The organism is Agromyces protaetiae, from assembly GCF_030866785.1.
GTDB classification, from domain to species: domain Bacteria; phylum Actinomycetota; class Actinomycetes; order Actinomycetales; family Microbacteriaceae; genus Agromyces; species Agromyces silvae.
In genome coordinates, this window is record NZ_CP133018.1 from 916,679 (window position 1) to 936,757 (window position 20,079).

The following is a 20,079-nucleotide window of genomic DNA, read 5'->3' on the forward strand; positions in this document are numbered from 1 at the left end:
TGGCAACCACTATAACTATAGTTGTTACGAGGTCAAGGGGTCCGCGAACAGGAGGCATCCGGGATGGTCAAGAATGCGGAGCGACGACGCGCGCTGCTCGAAGCGGCCGTCGACGTGCTCGCGGGGCAGGGCGCCCGCGGGCTCACGTTCGGCGCGGTGGACCGGGCGGCGGGCGTGCCGGCGGGCACCGCGTCGAACTACTTCGCGTCGCGCGATCAGCTCGTCGACGAGCTCGCGGCGCACGTGTTCGAGCGACTCACACCCGACCCCGAGGCATCCGCCCGCCGCATGGCGGCCGAGCCGAACCGCGCGACCGAACGCGACCTCATGATCTGGCTCGTCGAGCGTGCGCAGGCCGACCGCGCCGCGCACCTCGCGCTGTTCGAGCTGCGGCTCGAGGCGACGCGCAACCCGCGGCTCGCGCCAGCGGTCACGCGCCACTTCGCGGGGAATCTCGCGATCGCGACGTCGGATCATGTCGACGGCGGATTCCCCGGCGATCGTTCGACGGTCCTGGTGCTGTATCTCGCCATGACGGGGCTGCTGCTCGAGCACCTGACGCTGCCGCAGCTCCTCGGTGACGACGAGGTCGAGGCGGTCGTCGACCAGATCGTGACCGCGGTCGTGCCCGAGTAGCCGCGAGGTCGATCAGGAATCGAGAAGCGCGGCCGCGGCGCCATTCCTAATGTGGAGGCACATCGTGCAGATCGCACGGTGAGAAGGGATGTCAGTGACGAAGGCAAGCACGTCCAAGCGGTCGGGATTCTCGGAGCAGGAACGCGCGGCCATGAAGGAGCGCGCCGCCGAGCTCAAGACTGAGGTGGGGCGAGGTCGGGGCGCGGACAGGGCAGCGGCCGAGGAGGCCGACGTGCTGGCGAAGATCGCCGGTATGCCCGAGTCGGATCGGGTCATGGCCGAGCGTGTGCACGCGATCGTGGCGAAGGCCGCTCCCGAGCTGTCGCCGAAGCTGTACTACGGCCAGCCCGGGTATGCACGGAAGGGCAAGGTCGTGTGCTTCTTCCGCAGCGGGCAGCAGGACAAGGAGCGCTACTCGACGTTCGGGTTCAGCGTGCAGGCGCAGCTCGATGACGACAGCGGGTTCTGGCCGACCGCGTACGCGCTGGTCGAACCGACCGAGGCGGCATGGCAGCAGCTCGAAAAGGCGGTCGAGCGGGCGGTAGCGTCGTGACCGCCACCGACGAGGTCACGGCGGCGCTCGCGCTCGCCTCCGTGTCGCTCGGGGCGTCCGACATCGGCGAGGCGCGCGAGTTCTACGCGAGCGCGATGCGGCCGGCCGAGACCGAGGAGGGCGACGCCGTCGCACTCGATCTGCACGGCACCGCCCGCGTACGGCTCGCGTCGTCGAGTGCGCTCGCGGCTGAGGCCGGTGTGCCGGTGACGACCGTGGGCTTCCGGGGGTATGTGCTGACGTACATCCTCGGTCGGCCGGCGGAAGTGAGGACGGTGATGGAACTCGCCGCGAGCGCCGGTGCGGCGACGGTCAAGCCGGCCAGGAAGGCGCTGTTCGGCTCGTTCTCGGGCGCGCTGCGCGCACCGGACGGCTCGATCTGGAAGCTCGCGTCGAGCACGAACGCGGACACGGGCCGCGCCGCGGCCGGCCCGCGCCCGAGCGAGACCACGCTCATCCTCGGCGTGGCCGACCCGGTCGCATCCAAGCGGTTCTACGAGGCGCTGGGCCTCACGACCGATCGCGACTATGGGAGGAAGTACCTCGACTTCCACCCGGCGGCGGGCGCCCCTCGGCTCTGCCTCATGGAACGGGCCGTGCTGGCGAAGGATACCGGCGTCGACCCCGAGGGCAGCGGCTTCTCCAGGATGGTGCTCACGGCGAGGGTCGCCTCGCCCGAGGCGGTGGATGCGGCGCTGGCCGCCGCTGTGGCGGCGGGCGGGCGGATCACGGTCGCTGGGGCGCAGGCCGACCGCGGGTACGTCGGCCACTTCGCTGACCCTGACGGGTTCGTCTGGGCCGTGGTCGCCGGCTGAGTCGCGCGCAACCCCCGCGGATTGCCTAACTCGGTTAGATATCTTCGGGGTATGACGACGGCGGTAGTGCTCTTCACCCGAGACCTGCGTGTACACGACAACCCGACCCTTCGAGCGGCGATGGATCGAGCCGACCGCGTCGTGCCGTTGTTCGTGCTTGATCGGCGGATCCTCGACAGCGACTACTTCCGGCCGAATCGTGCGGCGTTCCTCGCGGACAGCCTCGCCGACCTGCACGACGCGCTGAGCGAGCGGGGCGCGAAGCTGCTGGTTCGCCGCGGGCGGCTCACGGACGAGGTCGTGCGCGTGGCGCGCGAGAGCTCGGCCGACGCCGTCGTCATGTCAGGTGACGTGAGCGGCTACGCGCAGCGGCGGGAAGCGGCGTTGCGCGAGGCCCTGGAGGCGCAGGGCGTCGAGCTGCAGGTGTGCCGCGAGACGAACTTCGTCGTACCGGCGGGTGCGATCACGCCGGACGGCGGGGATCACATGCGGGTGTTCACGCCCTACTTCCGGCGCTGGGAGGACCGGCCCGTGCGCGACGTGCTCGGGGCACCGCGGACGCTCGAGGCGGTCTCGCTGAAGTCGGCCGCCGACGATGCAATCGCCGGCCTCCGGCTCGGTACGACCTCGCCGAAGCTGGCCCGCGGCGGTGAGCAGGAGGGCCGGCGCCGGATGCGCGAGTGGGTGCGCGAGGGGATCGACGCGTATGAGGACGGCCACGACGACCTCGCCGGCGACCAGACCTCGCGGCTCTCGCCCTACCTGCATTTCGGATGCCTCTCACCGGTCGAGCTCGTGCAGCTGGCGCGTGAGCGGGGCGGGCCAGGCGCCGAGGCCTTCGTCAGGCAGGTCGCGTGGCGCGACTTCCACGCGCAGGTGCTCGCGGCCCGCCCGGATGCCGTGCGGGCCGACTATCGACCCCGCGGCGATCGGTGGCAGCGCGACGACGACGGGCTCGAGGCCTGGCGAGCGGGGCGGACCGGGTTCCCGATCGTCGACGCCGGGATGCGGCAGCTGGCCGAAGAGGGCTGGATGCACAATCGGGCGCGCCTGATCGTGGCGCACTTCCTCACCAAGACGCTCTATCTCGACTGGCGGCTCGGCGCCGCGCACTTCATCGACCTGCTCGTCGATGGCGACGTCGCGAACAACACGATGAACTGGCAGTGGGTCGCGGGCACCGGCACCGACACGCGTCCGAACCGGATGTACAACATGACGCTGCAGGCGCAGCGTCACGACCCGTCGGGGGACTATGTGCGCCGCTACGTGCCCGAGCTGCGCGGGGTCGCGGGCGGCGCGGTGCACGAGCCGTGGAAACTGCCCGAGGACGAGCGGGCGACGTTGGACTATCCGGAGCGGATCGTGGACCCCGACTTCGCTCGCGAGCGGTTCCGCCGGGCGCGCGGGAAGTAGCGCTCAGCCGCCGATCGGCGTCACCGTGAGGTCGACGCTGCCGAACAGGAACGGCAAGACGACCGTGCCGCCTTCGGTGACGCTCTCGAGCGGGATCGCGAAGAACCAGACGTAGCCGATGAGCACCGATGCGCCCGCGATCGCGAAGATGAGGATCGCCGCCCGGTCGAGGATGCGGGCCGCGGTGCGCTGGTCGCTCGCCCGCTTCAGCACCCGCGTGATCGCGAGCACGACGATGAGCGCGATGGCGGCGAACACCCACCAACTCGGCCCGAGCGTGAGGTTGGCGCACATCGGAACGGTGTCGGTGGGCTGACCGTTCGCGTCGAGGTATCCGCCGTCGCCGGTGACGCCGCCGGGGCAGCCGCCCCGGCTCGCGGTCATGACCAGGTTGTAGAGGAACGCGGTGACCAGTGCGGCGACGATAAGCCTGCGCGTGCGCAGCAGGGTGGACGCGCCCGGGAGCGTCGACATCTCGGCGGTCGGTGCGCGATCGATGGTCTCGGGCATGCGGCTCCTGCGTCGTCGGTACCGGGCCATGGTTCCAGCGGATGGCTCGGGGATCAAGGGGTGGCGGCGAAGAGTGGATTCGGCCGCTCCTGCACACGCACAGCCTCAACAGATCCCTCCACAGATCCACCGGGACTGAGCTGCCCGACCTCCGCCGTGCTTCAGTGTGAAGGGTATGCGGGTCGGGTACGCGAGTCACAGCGTTCGGTCTCGACGCGAACTCGCACATGTGATGTATTATTACATCATGCTTCGAACCCAGATCTCTCTCACCGACGAAGAGCGCCAGCTCCTCGATGAAGAGGTCAAGCGGACGGGAAGATCGATGTCGTCACTCATCCGTGATGCTGTCACGAAGGTGTACGGACCGCGGCGTGACCTCGAAGCCGATCTTCGCGCGATAGACGAGGCTGCAGGCGCGTGGCGAGACCGGGACGAAGACGGTGAAGCATACGTCGAACGCCTGCGTTCGGGCCGACGGCTCGATGAGGTCCTCGGCCGATGACCGTCGTCGTCGATACATCCCTCGTCATCGATGCCCTCCGTGGGAACGTCGGCGCGCTCGGACTGATACGTGCCTGGCGCGAACAGGATGTCCTGCGAGCGTCTGAGATCACGAAGCTTGAAGTGCTGGCGGGCATGCGCCCCAGAGAAGAGCGTGTGACCCTGAACCTTCTCGGCGTGATCACCTGGCACCCGATCGATGATGAGATCGCTGAAGTCGCCGGCGAGCTCGGCCGTCGCTGGCTCCCCGGCAACCGCAGCATCGATGCCGCTGATCTCGCCATCGCTGCAACCGCGCTCACGCTCGACGCGGAAATCATGACGCTTAACCTCAAGCACTTCCCGATGTTCGTCGGACTCAAGCGGCCGTACTGATCGACGTCGACGACGAATCGGGAGGTGACGTCACCGCGCCGAGGCGCGGGCTGAGCTGTTCGGGTGACGCGTCGAGCATCAAAGGGCGTCGAGCGGATTCCCGTGGATCACATTCACCTGCCGCCGTAGTCTGCTGGCATGCGTGACGTGATCGTCGTCGGCGGCGGGCCGACCGGCATGATGCTCGCGAGCGAGCTGCGGCTGCACGACGTGGATGTGCTGGTGCTGGAGCGGGAGGGCGAGCCGAGTCCGTTGGTGCGTTCGCTCGGGTTGCAGCCCCGGAGCATCGAGATCATGGACCAGCGTGGGCTGCTGGAGCGGTTCTTGGCCGAGGGGCGGCAGTATCCCGGCGGGGTGCGGCAGTTCGCGGGGATTGAGGCGGCACCCGGGGTGACGCTGGATTCAGCGCACGCGTACGTGCTCGGGATTCCGCAACCGGTGACCGATCGGCTGCTCGCCGAGCGTGCGGTCGAGCTGGGGGCTGAGGTACGGCGCGGCGCCGAGGTGACCGGGGTCGAGCAGAGCGAAGACGAGGTCGCGGTCGAACTGGCCGATGGTTCGCGGGAACGCTCGCGCTGGCTGGTCGGCTGCGACGGCGGACGGAGCCTCGTTCGGCGGGCCCTCGGAATCGAGTTTCCCGGGGAGGCGGCGCAGACGGAGTGGCTGCTCGCCGAGCTCGAGGTCACGATGCCTGACGACGAGCTGGCCGCGCTCGTGGCTCAGGTGCGCGAGACGCACCGCGGCTTCGGCGTCGGGCCGGCCGGGAACGGGCTGCATCGCGCCGTCGTGCCGGCCGCGACCGTCGTCGAAGATCGCGCGACGCCGCCCACGCTGGAGGAGTTCCGCGTGCAACTGCGGGCCTACGCGGGCACGGACTTCGGCGCGCACTCGCCGCGTTGGCTGTCGCGCTTCACGGATGCCACGCGATTGGCCGAGCGCTACCGGGTCGGGCGCGTGTTTCTGGCCGGCGACGCGGCGCACGTGCATCCGCCGCTCGGCGGCCAGGGGCTCAACCTCGGTATCCAGGACGCGTTCAACCTCGGCTGGAAGCTCGCCGCCGAGGTGAACGGCTGGGCGCCCGATGGGGTGCTCGACACCTACTTCGCCGAGCGGCACCCGGTCGCTGCCGACGTGCTGAGTCTCACGCGCGCCCAGTCGGTGCTGATCGACCCCGAGCCCGGCCCGCGGGCCGTCCGGCGGCTCGTGACCGAGCTGCTGGCGTTCGAGGACGCGAGCCGCCATGTGATCGAGCGCGTCGCGGGGACGGGGATCCGGTACGACTTCGGCGGGGACGGCGCCGGCGGGAGCGGCGACGGCGGCGACCTGGTCGGGCGCCGGCTCCGAGACATCCGCTTGCGTGGTGGCGGCCGCCTCTACGAACGGATGCATCGAGGCCGGGGCCTGCTCCTCGACCAAACCGGAGCACTTTCGATCGCCGACTGGTCCGATCGCGTCGACCATGTCGTCGCTGCCAGCGACGAGCTCGACGCGTCTGCCGTGCTGCTCCGCCCCGACGGCCACGTCGCCTGGGCCGGCGACGACCAGCGCGACCTCGTCGCGCATCTGGAGCGTTGGTTCGGCGCGGCCGCGCCGAGCGCTCTTCCGCATCGCTGACGTCTGTCACACCTGCGGCGGGACCGGTGTCTTCATGTCATCGCCACCACGAGACACGGGAGCCACCATGACCACCGACGCACGTATCCCCGCGACCGAGATCACCGGCATCCTCGGCGGGGTCATGAAGACCGTGAGCAAGCGCATGCTCGGCAAGGTGCCCGACTCCGTCGGAGTCATGTGGCACAACCGCCGCGTGCTGCTCGACCTGTCGCGCATCGGGCAGAAGTCCGAGAAGTGGGATGCGCTCGACGCGAACCTCAGCAGTCTCGCGCGCATGGCGACGGCCGCGTACGTCGGCTGTAGTTTCTGCCTCGATCTGCATTACTTCCTGGCGCACAATCAGGGCCTCGACGAGGCGAAGGCGCGTGAGGTGCCGCGTTGGCGCGAGGCATCCGTCTTCTCGCCATTGGAACGCAAGGTGATGGCCTACGCGGAGGCGATGTGCCAGATGCCGCCCGCCGTCAGCGATGAGCTGTCGGCGGAGCTGCTCGACGCACTCGGCCCGGCCGCGCTGCTCGAGTTGACCGCGAAGGTCGGGCTCATGGACGCGACCGCGCGCATGAACATCGCGCTCGGCATCCATTCCGACGGGCTGTCGGATGCGTGCGGCCTGCCGCCGCTCGCGGCGCGGCCGACGGCGAGCGTATCGTCGCCGGCATGAGCGAGGACGCCTTCGTCACGCACCGCAACCTGCTGTTCACGGTCGCGTACGAGATGCTCGGCTCGGCGACGGACGCCGAGGACGTGCTGCAAGAGTCCTGGTTGCGGTGGGCGGATGTCTCGGCGGATGCCTCGCACGAGGCCATCCGCGACCCGCGCGCGTATCTCGTGCGGATCGTGACGAGGCAGTCGCTCAACCACCTGCGCACGGTGTCGCGCCGCCGCGAGGAGTACGTGGGGGAGTGGCTGCCGGAGCCGCTGCTGACCTCACCCGATGTCGCCGATGACGTGGTGCTCGCCGAGAGCCTGTCGATGGCGACGATGACGGTGCTGGAGACGTTGGGGCCGACCGAGCGCGCGGTGTTCGTGCTGCGTGAGGTGTTCGACGTGCCGTACGAGGAGATCGCGTCGGCCGTGGGGAAGTCGTTGCCGGCCGTGCGGCAGATCGCGCATCGCGCGAAGGAGCACGTCGCCGCGCGGCGGCCGCGGGTGCGCGTGGAGCGCGACGAACAGGAGGAGGTGCTCGCGAGGTTCTTGGACGCGTTCAACTCGGGGGATCTGCAGCGGCTGATGGACGTGCTCGCGCCCGACGTCGTGGCCATCGCGGATGGTGGCGGCCAGGTGCGGGGTGCGGCACGCCGGCCGATCGTCGGGGCCGAGAAGATCGTGGCGTACCTGCGCGGGTCGATCGAGAAGTACGGGGTGAAGCCGCATCTGACGCTCGCGTGGGTGAACGGGGCGCTCGGGGCGCAGCTGGATGTCGATGGGGAGTTGCTCGGGGTGGTGAGTGTGACGATCGAGGGTGGGCGGGTGACTCGGATCTACTCGGTGGCGAATCCGCAGAAGCTCGTGGGGCTTGATGGACAGACGGCCCACCTCGCGAGCCGATGATTGCGGCTCGCGTGATCGACAACTGTTCGAGGCACTCCGAAATTGCGCTTCATCGTGCCGTAAATTCGCTCTGTGCAGTATACCGATAAATATGCCCCTGACCAGCAAGAACAAAGCCGCCGCATAAATCCGACAAGTCGCTGTGGTAAAAACGTCGCGTGGACATCAGATATCCAGAGTTCGCATTCGACTCGAGTCTCACTCGCGTGATCATCGAACTCGAACGCGCGCGGACGGTCCTGGGCAAGGGGACGACGCCCCCTGTGGTGTACCGACAGTTGAAAGCGCTATCGCAGCTCCTGACAAGCATCATGTCAGCGCGGATCGAGGGCAATCGGACGTCGATTCTCGACGCGGTGTCTGGAGTGGCGAAGACCCGAGGCCCTGGTGAGTTCGACGTCGACGAGGGCGTCGAGGAGATCCTGAACATCCAGCGGGCCGTCGACTTCGTTGACGCTGCTGCGCCCTCCGAACCGATCTCGAACCTCTTCATTCGCGAGCTGCACCGGCTTACCGTCGAAGGTCTGCGCCGGGAGGGCGATCGCACGCCGGGGGCGTATCGCCTCGGTGAGGTCAGGATCGGCCAGTCGAAGCATCAGCCGCCGTGGCCGGCAGACGTGACAGATCACATGAACAGGTTGATCGACTTCGTCGCGGAACCAGTCGAACCGCAGAAACAGCTCCTGCAGACGGCGATTGCTCATCACCGCTTCCTCTGGATTCATCCGTTCGGCAACGGCAATGGCCGCGTGGCCCGCCTGCTGACATACGCGATGCTCGTCAAGCAGGGATTCTCATCGCCGACTGACTACCGCGCGATCAACCCGACGGCGGTGTTCGGCGCAGACCGCGCCGAGTACTACAACCAACTCGAGCACGCCGACTCACTGTCGAACGACGCCATCATCTCGTGGTGCACGTACCTCCTCGAGGGTCTCGCGTCCGACGTTGAAAAGCTGACCAGACTCGGCGACGCCGATTTCGTCACCGAACAGCTCCTGCTCCCCGCTGTCGAGCGCATGCAACGCTCAGGCGGTGTGACCGTCGTGGAAGCGCGAATCCTCGGCACCGCCGCCCGGAAGACGACGATCACCGCAGCTGACTTGACCGAGGTTGTCCCTGGGGTGTCGGCCAAGCGCAGCCAAGCGATCCGGCGCCTACTCGACCGCCATCTGCTCGAGCGCGATCCCGCAAACTCGCGGAAGTACCACCTCGTGTTCTCGCCGAACGACTTCACGATCCACCTGGTGCACCGCCTCGACCGCGTCGGCCTACTCCCACGGATCCTGAGGGATGCCCTCTCCTAGGATGGGTCTGCTGCTTCCGCTGCTCGGCTGCGTATTCGAACGCGGCCAACACAACAGCGACGAGAATGAGCACGAGGCTCACGAACCACAGCCAGCCCCAGCCAGGCACGAGCGTACCGAGCATTGCAATCGCTCCACCGAGCAGTGTCGCCGAGACGGTGAGCCTGCGGCGCAACGAGATCTGGTTCATTCGATGACTGTTCGTCAGGCTCTCACGAGTCGATGAGAAGGCGGACGCCGACCTTGGTGACGGTTTCGTGCGCGCTCGTAGCCAGCGCCATGAGGGCGGCAGCAATCGCGAGGGTCGCGCCCTCGATCACCTTCAGGCCGCGATGGCGGCTAATGAGTGCGTCGATTGAGGCGAACGCCCGCCCTTTCCGGGCAAGGACGAGGATGTCTACCGCGGCTCGAACGCCGCCTGGAAGTGTCTCCGGCACGCGCACTTCGATTAAGGCTCGTTCGAGTTCGGGGTCAGTGAACCACTCGTCGAGCTTGCCCATCGCGACCCCGATGACGTTGGCGACTGACGGCTCGTCAGGATCGGACGGCTCGGGCCGCACGGCCCACACCAGTGACTCGGCCAGCAGCTGCTCGCCGTCGCTGATGGCCCCGACGGCCATGAGCAGCACAACGCACGCGGCTCCCCGACGCACGCCGGTCGGCGTCGAGAGCTCGAGATTACGGCGCTCGACGGCGCGGTCGAGCGCGGCTTGGAGCGTTTCGAGATCGAGCCCTTCGGGATTGTTCAGATCGATCCCGTCGGCGGCGAGCAGAGGGGCGAGCTCGCGCATCAGCTGGTCCGCCATCCCGGGCGTGTGCACCACGCCGGCCTCCGCCATCGCGCGCGCAACTTCAGGGTCATCGAATGGGCCACGCATGCGCAAAGGCTAGCCGGTGGAACTCCAATATGCACGGCCTCGGGGTGCGCGAGCTCCCAGAAACTCGGGGCCTTTGTCGGCGCCAGTCGCTACGCTCGTTGCCAAGTGCCGGAGAGGGAGGAGCGACGGTCATGTCTATTCGTGTACCGATTGAGCCCGACGTCCTGCACTGGGCGGCGGGTCGATCCGGCCGCGATGACGCCGATTTCGAACGGCACTTTCCGGCCTGGAATGCCTGGATCAACGGGGCGAAGGCCCCCACGATGAAGCAGATCGAGGAGGTCCCGCGGTACTCCCATGTGCCGTTCGGGTTCTTCTTCCTGGCCGAGCCGCCCGCGGTTGATCTCCCGATCCCCGATTACCGGCTGGGCGCGGACGGGCGCGCTGACGTGCCGAGTCAGGAGCTGCTCGATGTGATCGAGGCGTGCCAGATCCGACAGGCCTGGTATCGGGACTACGCACTCGCAAACGAGGTCGGTCCTGCCGGGGTCACTCGGATCGACGCCGACACCGACGTGATGACGGCGGCGCAACTCATCACGCGAGATCTCGGATTCGACGTCGCAGCCCGCCGGAGCATGACTCGGGAAGATGCGCGGAATCATCTGCGCCACGCGTTCGAGCGTTTGGGTGGCATTGCCGTCTTCACCAGCATGGTGGGCAATGACAACCACCGCGCTCTGAGTCGAATCGACAGCAAGGCACGTAGCGCTACTTAGCGACTGAGCCGGATTCGCGGCGTGCAGCCACCCATTCAGAACTTAGCTGCCCCCAGATCGCCGAGTTGCGGTCTTGGAATTCGAGCAATGCGTCCCGGTCCAGCTCCGATTCCTTCCTCGATGCGACGTGGAAATATAGTTCGTCCTCCAGCTGGTGCCAGTCAGCAAGCGCGGCGTCGGCCAGCACCCAGCGCGTACGCCAATTGAAGAACGGCTCGAGCGTGGTCACAGTCGTTACGAGGGCTGAACAGATGAAGGCCAGATTGACCGGCCAGGCTGGATTTGACGTCCCCAGCACGATGGTAGCGGTGGCAGAGAGCCCGAAGGCTAGGACCCGAGATGCCGTGGCCCAGAAAGTCCACCCGCCGCGTCGCCAACGTGCGTACTCTTTCGCCTCGCGAATGTGGCTTCGTACTGCTTCAGCGAGTTCAAGGTCTGTCATTCCGGGCGAAAGCGGGTGGCTAGGCAGATCAGGCTTGGGCTGGCGGCGCTGCCACCAACGGCGCTTCCGCGGTGTCATGTCGTGTTCAGTCGGGTCGGCCTGACGCACATCTGTATTCATACGCGTGCGTAACGATAGATCCCGCGAACTTGCTCATGAAAAAACCTGCCGACGCTCGGCGCACGGATAATACCGTCGAATACATGCTCGGGTACGTCGAAGTATTGATAGACGTTGCCTCCCTTGAATTCCATTTCCATCGTCAAAGTATCTGGCTGGTAACCGATGGAGATCACGTTCGATGACTCAACAGCTGTTCGTTCCACTGGTGCGCTCCAAGCAGGTCGGGTTCGTAGGCGGGGCTTAGGTCGATGAGGGCAACGCGCGCGCGTCTTGCGTCTCCCACGCGCGGGCAATCTCGGAGTACTTCGTGGGTTCGCGGTTACGGTCCCAACCACCCGGCCGTCCGGCGCCTGCGATCCGCGGATCCTCGCTGTCCGGCACTTTCAAAGGTTTGGCGACGAGAGTCCGTGTCGGAAGCGGCACGGCCTCTCCAACGATAATCGCCTCTCCGGTCCTCAACACGGGCAACATGCTGAGCATCCCCGCCATGTTGTCGGACGCGGAGGACAGCACGAAGGATCGATCGGCCGAGTTCGTCAGCCGCAGCGCGATCAACGTTCCGCATTGGGAGAGGACCGTGGCATCAAGCTCGGATGGCCGCTGGCTTACGATCATCGCTCCCATCCCGTACTTGCGTCCCTCTCGAACAATCCGCTGCACCGAGGCTCGTGCGGAGCTTGAGCCGGCGGATCCGAGGTACGCGTGCGCTTCTTCGAAGACGAAAAGGAGTGGGCGTTCACGTGCGCCTTCGGAGTGATTCCGCGCCCAGAACATCGCATCGTAGGAGACCCGAGTCATTGAGCCGATCAGATCGCCGACGACCGCCGGGGGTGCTGCAGAGAGATCGATGATCGTTATAGGTTTCGCTGGCCCAAGCCAAAGTTCGAGCAGGTCGCTAAGCGTACTTGCGACAGTGCCGTCTATCTCGGGTTCCCAACGCCCCGGATGCAGCAGGAATTCGAATCGACGGTCGCGAAGCCGGGACGCCAGAACATCTACCTGCCGGCGAATGTTGAGCGTCGAGGAGGAGAGATATACCTTGTCCTTTCCGGCGGCTTGCGTTTGGGGGGAGAAGAGCGGAGGAATCATGGCGTCGGGGTCGCCCGCTTGAACGACCACGTCGCTTGTGTCCTTGAGGAGCGACCATGTGTCGCGGCCCTGCCCGCCGGCCACCGTGTGCGTGGCGTTGAGCAGCACGTGAATCTCAAACCAGAGTTGTTTAACGCTGAATGGCACTGGGCTGTCCACCGTCACATGGTCCGCTGGCAGGACATGGCTTGGGGCGCGCGCGACGGTTTCTCGTTTTAGTCGAGTGATCTCGTCACGTACGAAGGCCCGACCAGCGTCATCTGGCAGCGCGCCGAACAGAAGCGGAATGAGCTCTTCGAACGTTAGGGCCCAGTACGGAATTCTGAGTTTCTGTGAGCCTTCGATTCCATTGTCAGTGGTCAGCACGTTCGCTTGATCGGCGAAGGTGCGGGCATACTCGCCATGAACGTCGAACAGAATTACGCGTGCGGAAGGATAAAGCGTTGAGTCCGACATCGCGGAGAGAAAGGACGCGACCGTCGTGGACTTTCCAGAACCAGTTGAGCCTAGGACAGCCGAGTGCCTCGAAACGAGCTGATTGAGATTGACGCGTGCCTCAATCGATTCGGCTGATGCCACTTGGCCAACCGCGACGAAACCGTCGGCAGCGGATTGATGTCCATAGATCTTGTTTAGGTCGGCTCGAGTGACCATATGAACTCGATCACCGATGCTCGGCAGCTGTGCAACCCCGCGCTCGAATTGGCGTCCAGGCTGAGCTTCACCAACGAGTTGAATTGCCATCCAGCGCGATTGCTCGATGTCGCGCGATACCGGCGCAGCCCCGGCGCCGACTCGCGTAACTACCCCAATCAGATCACGTAGGCCAACCGGAAGGCGAACGAAGCTTCCCACCTGACCAACGCTGTAAGGTTCACCGGCAACGAAGGCGAGGCCGGTCGAGATTTGGGGAGCAATTTCTGCTGCGATTGACGAGCCATCGACATCTCGAACAGTGCCAAGAAAGGTGGCATCACGCACTTTCTGCCCCCTCTTCAAACTGAAGCAGATTCGAGAGGCGTGCAAAATTGCCGATCTCCGAGGGTGCGACTCGTTGGAGATCTTCGGATTGTTGCCAGGGTGCGCGAGTGCCGCCAATGACAGCACCGTCAGGCCCCATCAGCCGTACGTTGGGCGTTCGAGTCGCGATTCGTACCGCTTCTTCGTGCTCGCCGAGGGGCTTGAACAATAGGGCGAACGCCACAGCGCTTGGGTTTCCTGCAAGCCCTTCGATCAGGATCTCGTTGATGTGTTCGTCGGCAAATGAATACCCCTCGATCAGGAGCAGCGCTCCGTCCTGCCGCAGGTACGAACGCAGCCGGTCCTGCATGGCGAGATAGGGCATGCGGCGGCTTTGGTCGTATTTGAGGTGCGAGGGATGAACGAGACTCTTGCTTCGGTTTCCCGCGCCTGCGCTTGCGCGAAAGATCCGCGCTCCGTCGGCGCTCCAATTGACGGAACCGTGCATTTTCCATAGCCGAGTCCAGCGCGTGGGCAAACTGTCGTCCTCCATCGTGCGGAGGTCAAGGAACGGTTCATACGCTCCGAGAAATCCATCGAAGTAGGCGACGCGGTGCCGCTCGAGGGACTGCTCCATGAGGAGGTCGTAGTTGAGCGTGAAAATCTCCAATGGAAACCTGCGGTCGAATGCCCCCGCCCATCGCGAAACTGCATCGAAACCGCCGCCGTCAGCCGGAAGCGCGACTGTCACGATGTCGACGATTTGCTCAACTATGGCGGCTTCAAGCCTTTCGATTTGAATCGCCGTCATGCCCCGAATGGAGTCCCCGCCTGCAATCAACGCCATCGTGCGCAGTCGGGTCAGCCAATGCTCGACAGTCGGTGTGCTCGTGCCGTCGGCGACAAGAGTGTCTTCGAGCACCGACAGCGCCTCATGCGGCGTCGCTAGCTGAGTTCGAATTCTTGCCGTAAGTCCCGCGAGGTCTGGAATCAGCTGATTACCCCGCGGATCACTTAGCGAGCAGGAACTGCCTGCCCCGAGAAGGAAGGCGAACGGCCTGGCATCGTCGAACAGAGCACGCTCGAGGATTGCGAGCGCGGCGCGAAAGAGGTGACCGGCGGAATCGGCATCATTGTGGTTGGTGATGCGCGAGCTCGTTGCCGCACTCGGGGCAATCCCTTGACTCTGAAATGGTGCTCCTTCGCGCATTTCAGGAGTATTTCATTCATCGCAGAATCGGCGCTGGCAACACGCTGTCTCTTGAGGCGCACTCGTCTTGCCAAAGCAGATCTCCAGAACTCGTTTCGGCTCGTAGCCACGGGGCGAGTCGGGGTACCCAGATGTGGTGAAGCTACACCGGGAATACCCAACCGCCCCCAGCGTTGAACTTGAGCGAACACCACTCAACTTCAACCAGGAGGCCAGGTGCCCAACGACTTCGACCCCGAGGCCGGCGCGAGCTCGTTCGACGAGTTTCTTGCCCGATACCTCGAGGGTGAGCGAGCCCGCTCGGCTCGGTCGATCGACCTCAGCCGATTCCTGAGCGCGCGCACCCAGAGCATTCTGCAGCGTGCCGGACGGTTCGCGCTCGAGCGCGGACAGACCGAGCTCGACGCACTCCACATCCTGCGCGTCATCGTCGAGGACGACTCCGTCCAGCAGGCGATCCGACGCGTCGGCGTGAGCCCCGAGCGCATCATCACCGCGACCGAGGCGCGACTCCCGCAAGCGACTGAGTCCCCGGCCGACCTCAACGCGGCCACGATCACGCCGAGCGCGAGCCGCGCGCTGTTCCACAGCTACCAGGTCGCGCGGAGCGCGGGTTCGACGTACATCGACCCCGAGCACCTCTTCTTCGCGCTCGTCCTCGGCCAGGACGCCCCAGCCGGGCAGGTCCTCGCGCGCGCCGGTGTGACCGCCGAGGCGCTCACACAGGGCATGCGCGACACGGTCGAGACCGACGGCGGGTCCGGCTACCAGACCGAGACGGATGCCTCGGGCGAAACCGGCCAGTCGAGCACCCCCATGCTCGACAAGTTCGGCACCGACCTCACCGCACGCGCGGAGGCCGGCGAGCTCGACCCGGTCATCGGCCGGGTCGACGAGATCGAGCAGACCATCGAGATCCTCAGCCGCCGCACCAAGAACAACCCGGTGCTGGTCGGCGAGGCGGGCGTCGGCAAGACGGCGATCGTCGAGGGCCTGGCCCGCGCGATCGTCGAAGAGAGCGTGCCCGAAGCACTCCTCCACAAGCGCGTCATCTCGCTCGATCTCCCCGGAATGCTCGCCGGCACGCGATACCGCGGCGACTTCGAGGAACGATTGACGAAGACCATGGAAGAGATCGCCACCCACAAGGGTGAGCTGATCATCTTCATCGACGAGGTGCACACCGTCGTCGGCGCCGGAGGCGGCGGAGAAGGGGGGATGGATGCGGGAAACATCCTGAAGCCGCGCCTTGCGCGGGGCGACCTCCACCTCGTCGGGGCGACCACGCTCAACGAGTACCGTCGCATCGAGAAGGATCCGGCGCTCGAGCGCCGCTTCCAGCCGGTGAAGGTGGGTGAGCCCTCCATCGAGGACTCCGTGCTGATCCTCCAGGGCCTCAAGCCCGCCTACGAAGAGCACCACGGTGTCGAGTACACCGACGCGGCGATCCGCGCCTCCGTCGAGCTCAGCGCCCGCTACCTCAGCGACCGCGTGCTGCCCGACAAGGCGATCGACCTGATCGACCAGGCCGGTGCGCGCCTGCGGCTGCGCCTCGGCGTGAAGGTGGATGTCTCGGAGCTGATCGAGCGACTCGCAACCCTCGAGGCCGACAAGAACGCCGCCGTCACGGCCGAGCACTACGAAGAGGCGTCGCGCATCCGCGACGAGATCGGCAAGGTGCAGGCCAAGCTCGACGAGGCGACGGAGAAGGCTCGCCAACGGGGTGCCGCTGCGACCGCAGACGGCGACCCCGAGGCATCCGCCCTCGCCACCGTCATCGACGAGGCCGAGATCGCCGCGGTGATCTCGCGCGCGACCGGCATCCCGGTCAACCGCCTCACCGAGGGTGAGCGCGAGCGCCTCGCCGACCTCGAGGGCGAGCTGCACGCGCGCGTCATCGGGCAGGACGACGCCGTGACCGCCGTCGCGAAGGCCGTGCGCCGCAACCGCACGGGCATGGGCGACGCGAAGCGTCCGGTCGGCTCGTTCCTGTTCCTCGGCCCGACCGGCGTCGGCAAGACCGAGCTCGCGCGCTCGCTCGCCGACCGCCTGTTCGACGACGAGAACGCGGTGATCCGGTTCGACATGTCCGAGTTCGGCGAGCGGCACACCGTGTCGCGCCTCGTCGGAGCCCCTCCCGGATACGTCGGCTACGACGAGGCCGGGCAGCTCACCGAGCGCGTCCGCCGCAACCCGTACTCGATCGTGCTGTTCGACGAGATCGAGAAGGCCCACCCCGACGTCTTCAACCTGCTGCTGCAGGTGCTCGACGACGGGCGGCTCACCGACGGGCAGGGTCGCACGGTCGACTTCCGCAACACGGTGGTCATCATGACCTCGAACCTCGGCTCGGAGTTCCTCGCGTCGCGTTCCGGGGCGCTCGGCTTCGTCGCGTCGACGGATGCCTCGGCCAACGGCTTCTCGTCGCAGGACGATGTGCGCCAGCGGGTCATGGGCAAGCTGCGCGAGGCCATGCGGCCCGAGTTCCTGAACCGCATCGACGAGATCGTGCTGTTCAAGAAGCTCACGCAGGATGAGATCGCCGAGATCGTCACGCTCATGCTGGGCGCGACGGTGGCGCGGCTCGCGTCGCGCGAGGTGTCGCTGGATGTCTCGCCCGCGGCCGTCGCCTGGATCGCCGAGCACGGGTACGAGCCCGAGTTCGGTGCGCGGCCCCTGCGCCGCCTCATCCAGCGCGAGGTCGACGACCGCATCGCGGACCTGTTCGTGAGCGGCGACCTCGGTGACGGCGAAGGCGTGCACGTCGACGCGGTCGACGGGGCGCTCGCGGTCACGCCCGTGCCCCGCGCCGCGGTGACCGCGCCGCTCGCGGCGTAAGCCCGAGGCATCCGCCCGGTGCGCACCCAACCCCCGCCGAGACCCGACGTCACGGCACGAAGCACCCCGCCCTCCAGCCGGAGGGTGGGGTGCTTCGCGTATGCCGCCGAAGGTGTGTGAGACGGGCGAACGTGGGATGGAGCTCCGCCCTGCGCGTGTTCCAACCCACGTTCGGGCTACCAACCCACGTTCGGGGTTCCGTACCTACGCGTCCGCCGGGGCGCGACGACCAGAACGTGCGCGCACGGTACGTTGGAAACGCCAGCGCTTGCATCGACAGCCCCGCCGGCCGGCCGGCGGACGAGGAGCCCACGCACCGTGACCCCCGCCAAGGCCGTGCCCGCTGCCGCAGTCGAGGCCACCTTCGCCGGCGCCCAACTGCTCGACTACGGCCTGCTCGTGCTGCCCGGACTCGCCCTCCTCGGCGCCTGCTTCTGGCTCGCGCGGGGCGACCGGGATCCGCTGCTGCGCATCGTGGTGCTGATCCTCGGGTTCATCCTCATCCGCGACGCGATGACCCCTGCTCGACTCTGGGAGTTCGGACTCGTCGGCGGCGTCGTCCCGTGGTTGCGCATGACCTCGGATCCGGTCGTGCTCATCGCATTCGGGCTCGGCAGTCTGGCACTCGTGTTCCTGACCCTGCGTGACCGCGCCCTGAGCGGGCTCGTGCGCTGGGGCAGGCCGAACGTGAGCACGATCGCGATGGGCGTCGGCGGCGGCCTGCTCGCGGCGGCGCCCGTGCTCGCGCTCTCGGCGTGGCATCCGATCGACGGGCGCGGCGGCGCCGTGGCGCTCGCGCTCCTGCCCGCGCTCGCGTTCATGGCCTTCGCCGGAAACCTCGGCGAGGAGGTGTTCTTCCGCGGATACCTGCAGGGCCGGCTCGAGCGGGCGATGCCCGCCGTGCGAGCCGCCGTGCTCTCGGGCGTGCTGTTCGCCGCGTGTCACGCGTTCCTCGCGACGACGGTGACCGACGTCGGCTGGCCGCTGCTCGCGTTCACACTCTGGGAGGGGCTCATCTGCGCGTTCCTGCGGATGTGGCGCGGCGTGATCCCGGCGGCGATCGCGCACGGCCTCGCGATCTTCCTGCTCAGCAGCGGGCTGATCTGAGTCGCGTCGGGTCGCCTCGTCGTGACCAGTCGTCGGGACTGCCTGACGACACGCCGCCCACAGGGGCGAATCGTCGGCGTGTCGGGCGCTGGTCCCGACGACTGGTCACGCACTCGGCGGCGCGCGCGAGACACGGGCCGACGCCCCGGGTGAGCCCGCGGCGCTACTCGTCCTCGCCGAACAGGCCGCCGTCGAGCAGCCAGTTGTAGCGCAGGCGCAGCGCACGCTCGGTGCTCGCGACGAGCGTGGCGACCAAGATCGTGATGTTCAGCCACGCCGGAAGGTGGATGGGGCTGACGAACGTGCCGAAGTTCTCCGCGATGGGCGGGATGCTGGTGACCGTCTCGAGGATCTGCGGCACGCCGAGCACGACGCCGATGACGAGCACGATCACCGAGATGGCACCGAGGCCGCGGCTCAACGTCGGGAAGCGTCGATGCAGGCGTGCACGGAAACCCTCGGCCGACGCGGGCTCGGGTGTGAGTTGCCGCTCGGATCCGTCGTCGGCGACGTAGTGGCACCGCCGCAGGCCGTAGCCGCTCGTGACGACCTCGATGGTGCCGCCCGGCACGGCGAATGCCGCGGGTGACTTGGACCGGGCCTGGTTCACGCCGTCGCGATAGAGCTGCACGTATACCTCGCCGTTGTCGTCGCCCCCGTGGCGGATGTCGACCGACCAGGTCTCCGGCGTACCGTCCGGTCCGAGGAGTCGCAGGTGGAACAGCGACCGCGAGAACGGCTGCCACCAGCGGTAGCGCTGCAGGGCGTGCCCGTCGCCGGGCTTGACCCGTTTCGCCCGTTTCTTCCCGCCGAACGCCATCGTCCATGACCTTATCGACCGGGCGCGGGCACAGCTGCGAACTCCCACCCAATATGGAGGCTGCGCCCCGCCTGGGTTGACTTCCGGCACCCATCGGCGTTGGCTGCTGGGATGTCGGATCACGCGGAAGTCTCCGGCGCGACGGCGGTCGCGGATTCGCGCACGCGTGCCGGCACGCCGTGGTGGTACTACTTCGTCGTCGGCGCCATCGCCGCCGCGGCGGTCATCGTCATGCTGCTCGCCCCGGGGATTCCCGGGGGGCTCGCGGTACTCGTGCTGGTGATCGCGAACCCGCTGCTCGAGGCACTGCGTCGCCGACTCTCGGGCGAACCACCGCCGGCGTTCCGCAGCCCGGCGTTCCCCTACACCGTGGCCGGGATCGTGCTCGTGCTCGGGTCGATGGCCCTCGGCTGGTACCTGGTCCTCTCGCTCGGCATCACCTGGGCCGCGTGGCCGATCGGCGGCGCGGTCTTCGCCGTCATCCTCGTCGGCGGGTGGCTCGGCGACCGAGCGGCGCTCCGATCTTCCACGGCGAACCGCTGAGTCTCCCACGGCGAACCGCAGAGCCGGGCGAGCGAACAACCGAGCAGGAATCGAGAAGCCGCAGCA

General features: G+C 67.1%; 21 protein-coding genes. 14 read left to right on the forward strand and 7 right to left on the reverse strand.

The features are described from left to right. Positions 1-63 precede the first annotated feature (63 nt). The 4 genes from QU602_RS04260 (at position 64) to QU602_RS04275 (ending at position 3,420) form a co-directional block, all read left to right on the forward strand. Positions 64-636 (forward strand): TetR/AcrR family transcriptional regulator, encoded by a 573-nt coding sequence (locus QU602_RS04260; RefSeq protein WP_308798953.1) that lies wholly within the window; start codon positions 64-66, stop codon positions 634-636. A 94-nt stretch (positions 637-730) separates the two neighbouring features. After that, positions 731-1,189: a DUF1801 domain-containing protein gene (locus QU602_RS04265; RefSeq protein ID WP_373692885.1), complete on the forward strand. Its 459-nt coding sequence runs from the start codon at positions 731-733 to the stop codon at positions 1,187-1,189. Beyond that, entirely contained in the window at positions 1,186-2,004 is an 819-nt protein-coding gene (locus QU602_RS04270) for a VOC family protein (protein ID WP_308798955.1), read from the forward strand. Before QU602_RS04265 ends, QU602_RS04270 begins: the two co-directional genes overlap by 4 nt. A 51-nt stretch (positions 2,005-2,055) precedes the next feature. Next, positions 2,056-3,420, forward strand: coding sequence for a cryptochrome/photolyase family protein (locus QU602_RS04275; protein WP_308798957.1), 1,365 nt, complete (start codon positions 2,056-2,058; stop codon positions 3,418-3,420). A 3-nt stretch (positions 3,421-3,423) separates the two neighbouring features. Here QU602_RS04275 and QU602_RS04280 read toward each other — a convergent pair whose 3' ends face one another. Further along, positions 3,424-3,930, reverse strand: a complete 507-nt coding sequence (locus QU602_RS04280; protein WP_308798958.1) for a hypothetical protein — start codon at positions 3,928-3,930, stop codon at positions 3,424-3,426. A 247-nt stretch (positions 3,931-4,177) separates the two neighbouring features. Here QU602_RS04280 and QU602_RS04285 point away from each other — a divergent pair, with 247 nt between their 5' ends. From QU602_RS04285 to QU602_RS04310, 6 genes are all read left to right on the forward strand, one after another. Beyond that, complete coding sequence (locus QU602_RS04285; RefSeq protein WP_308798959.1) at positions 4,178-4,435, forward strand: ribbon-helix-helix protein, CopG family; 258 nt, start codon at positions 4,178-4,180, stop codon at positions 4,433-4,435. Continuing rightward, the gene (locus QU602_RS04290; RefSeq protein ID WP_308798961.1) at positions 4,432-4,809 is read left to right on the forward strand and encodes a PIN domain-containing protein; all 378 of its coding nucleotides are present in this window, start codon (positions 4,432-4,434) and stop codon (positions 4,807-4,809) included. The genes QU602_RS04285 and QU602_RS04290 overlap by 4 nt, the downstream gene beginning before the upstream one ends. A 138-nt stretch (positions 4,810-4,947) precedes the next feature. Then, positions 4,948-6,423: an FAD-dependent monooxygenase gene (locus QU602_RS04295; protein ID WP_308798962.1), complete on the forward strand. Its 1,476-nt coding sequence runs from the start codon at positions 4,948-4,950 to the stop codon at positions 6,421-6,423. A gap of 67 nt (positions 6,424-6,490) precedes the next feature. Then, positions 6,491-7,087 carry a carboxymuconolactone decarboxylase family protein gene (locus tag QU602_RS04300; RefSeq protein ID WP_308798963.1) on the forward strand — a complete coding sequence of 199 codons (597 nt, stop codon included), beginning with the start codon at positions 6,491-6,493 and terminating at the stop codon, positions 7,085-7,087. After that, positions 7,084-7,977 carry an RNA polymerase sigma-70 factor gene (locus tag QU602_RS04305; protein ID WP_308798965.1) on the forward strand — a complete coding sequence of 298 codons (894 nt, stop codon included), beginning with the start codon at positions 7,084-7,086 and terminating at the stop codon, positions 7,975-7,977. The genes QU602_RS04300 and QU602_RS04305 overlap by 4 nt, the downstream gene beginning before the upstream one ends. 206 nt (positions 7,978-8,183) lie before the next feature. Then, positions 8,184-9,284, forward strand: coding sequence for a Fic family protein (locus QU602_RS04310; protein ID WP_308798966.1), 1,101 nt, complete (start codon positions 8,184-8,186; stop codon positions 9,282-9,284). 212 nt (positions 9,285-9,496) lie between these two features. Here QU602_RS04310 and QU602_RS04315 read toward each other — a convergent pair whose 3' ends face one another. Beyond that, positions 9,497-10,162: a hypothetical protein gene (locus QU602_RS04315; RefSeq protein ID WP_308798967.1), complete on the reverse strand. Its 666-nt coding sequence runs from the start codon at positions 10,160-10,162 to the stop codon at positions 9,497-9,499. Between the two features lie 131 nt (positions 10,163-10,293). Between QU602_RS04315 and QU602_RS04320 the strand changes: the two genes are divergently transcribed. Further along, entirely contained in the window at positions 10,294-10,881 is a 588-nt protein-coding gene (locus QU602_RS04320; RefSeq protein WP_308798968.1) for a hypothetical protein, read from the forward strand. On the opposite strand, the gene QU602_RS04325 is transcribed toward QU602_RS04320, so the two are convergent. Genes QU602_RS04325 through QU602_RS04340 form a run of 4 tightly spaced genes read right to left on the reverse strand, consistent with a single transcriptional unit; the run spans position 10,874 to position 14,705 of the window. Further along, entirely contained in the window at positions 10,874-11,431 is a 558-nt protein-coding gene (locus QU602_RS04325; protein ID WP_308798969.1) for a hypothetical protein, read from the reverse strand. The genes QU602_RS04320 and QU602_RS04325 overlap by 8 nt on opposite strands. Before the next feature lie 8 nt (positions 11,432-11,439). Beyond that, complete coding sequence (locus QU602_RS04330) at positions 11,440-11,649, reverse strand: KTSC domain-containing protein (protein WP_308798970.1); 210 nt, start codon at positions 11,647-11,649, stop codon at positions 11,440-11,442. A 37-nt stretch (positions 11,650-11,686) separates the two neighbouring features. Continuing rightward, positions 11,687-13,516, reverse strand: coding sequence for an ATP-binding protein (locus QU602_RS04335; RefSeq protein ID WP_308798971.1), 1,830 nt, complete (start codon positions 13,514-13,516; stop codon positions 11,687-11,689). Further along, entirely contained in the window at positions 13,509-14,705 is a 1,197-nt protein-coding gene (locus QU602_RS04340; RefSeq protein WP_308798972.1) for an SIR2 family protein, read from the reverse strand. Before QU602_RS04340 ends, QU602_RS04335 begins: the two co-directional genes overlap by 8 nt. A gap of 216 nt (positions 14,706-14,921) precedes the next feature. On the opposite strand from QU602_RS04340, the gene QU602_RS04345 reads away from it, so the two are divergent. Next, the gene (locus QU602_RS04345) at positions 14,922-17,543 is read left to right on the forward strand and encodes an ATP-dependent Clp protease ATP-binding subunit (RefSeq protein WP_308798973.1); all 2,622 of its coding nucleotides are present in this window, start codon (positions 14,922-14,924) and stop codon (positions 17,541-17,543) included. 318 nt (positions 17,544-17,861) lie between these two features. Beyond that, positions 17,862-18,650 carry a CPBP family intramembrane glutamic endopeptidase gene (locus tag QU602_RS04350; RefSeq protein WP_308798975.1) on the forward strand — a complete coding sequence of 263 codons (789 nt, stop codon included), beginning with the start codon at positions 17,862-17,864 and terminating at the stop codon, positions 18,648-18,650. A 163-nt stretch (positions 18,651-18,813) separates the two neighbouring features. Here the strand turns inward: QU602_RS04350 and QU602_RS04355 are convergent, their stop codons facing one another. Continuing rightward, complete coding sequence (locus tag QU602_RS04355; RefSeq protein ID WP_308798976.1) at positions 18,814-19,470, reverse strand: hypothetical protein; 657 nt, start codon at positions 19,468-19,470, stop codon at positions 18,814-18,816. Positions 19,471-19,581: 111 nt separating this feature from the next. Here QU602_RS04355 and QU602_RS04360 point away from each other — a divergent pair, with 111 nt between their 5' ends. Next, a complete protein-coding gene (locus tag QU602_RS04360) occupies positions 19,582-20,013 on the forward strand; it encodes a hypothetical protein (protein WP_308798977.1) in 432 nt (143 codons plus the stop codon). Positions 20,014-20,079 lie beyond the last annotated feature (66 nt).

Bases quoted from the DNA above. Each gene is read 5' to 3' on its own strand.
- QU602_RS04360 (WP_308798977.1), top strand. From the start codon at position 19,582: ATGTCGGATCACGCGGAAGTCTCCGGCGCGACGGCGGTCGCGGATTCG.
- QU602_RS04295 (WP_308798962.1), top strand. From the start codon at position 4,948: ATGCGTGACGTGATCGTCGTCGGCGGCGGGCCGACCGGCATGATGCTC.
- QU602_RS04300 (WP_308798963.1), top strand. From the start codon at position 6,491: ATGACCACCGACGCACGTATCCCCGCGACCGAGATCACCGGCATCCTC.
- QU602_RS04355 (WP_308798976.1), bottom strand. From the start codon at position 19,470: ATGGCGTTCGGCGGGAAGAAACGGGCGAAACGGGTCAAGCCCGGCGAC.
- QU602_RS04320 (WP_308798968.1), top strand. From the start codon at position 10,294: ATGTCTATTCGTGTACCGATTGAGCCCGACGTCCTGCACTGGGCGGCG.
- QU602_RS04285 (WP_308798959.1), top strand. From the start codon at position 4,178: ATGCTTCGAACCCAGATCTCTCTCACCGACGAAGAGCGCCAGCTCCTC.
- QU602_RS04275 (WP_308798957.1), top strand. From the start codon at position 2,056: ATGACGACGGCGGTAGTGCTCTTCACCCGAGACCTGCGTGTACACGAC.
- QU602_RS04290 (WP_308798961.1), top strand. From the start codon at position 4,432: ATGACCGTCGTCGTCGATACATCCCTCGTCATCGATGCCCTCCGTGGG.
- QU602_RS04280 (WP_308798958.1), bottom strand. From the start codon at position 3,930: ATGCCCGAGACCATCGATCGCGCACCGACCGCCGAGATGTCGACGCTC.
- QU602_RS04260 (WP_308798953.1), top strand. From the start codon at position 64: ATGGTCAAGAATGCGGAGCGACGACGCGCGCTGCTCGAAGCGGCCGTC.
- QU602_RS04305 (WP_308798965.1), top strand. From the start codon at position 7,084: ATGAGCGAGGACGCCTTCGTCACGCACCGCAACCTGCTGTTCACGGTC.
- QU602_RS04315 (WP_308798967.1), bottom strand. From the start codon at position 10,162: ATGCGTGGCCCATTCGATGACCCTGAAGTTGCGCGCGCGATGGCGGAG.
- QU602_RS04340 (WP_308798972.1), bottom strand. From the start codon at position 14,705: ATGCGCGAAGGAGCACCATTTCAGAGTCAAGGGATTGCCCCGAGTGCG.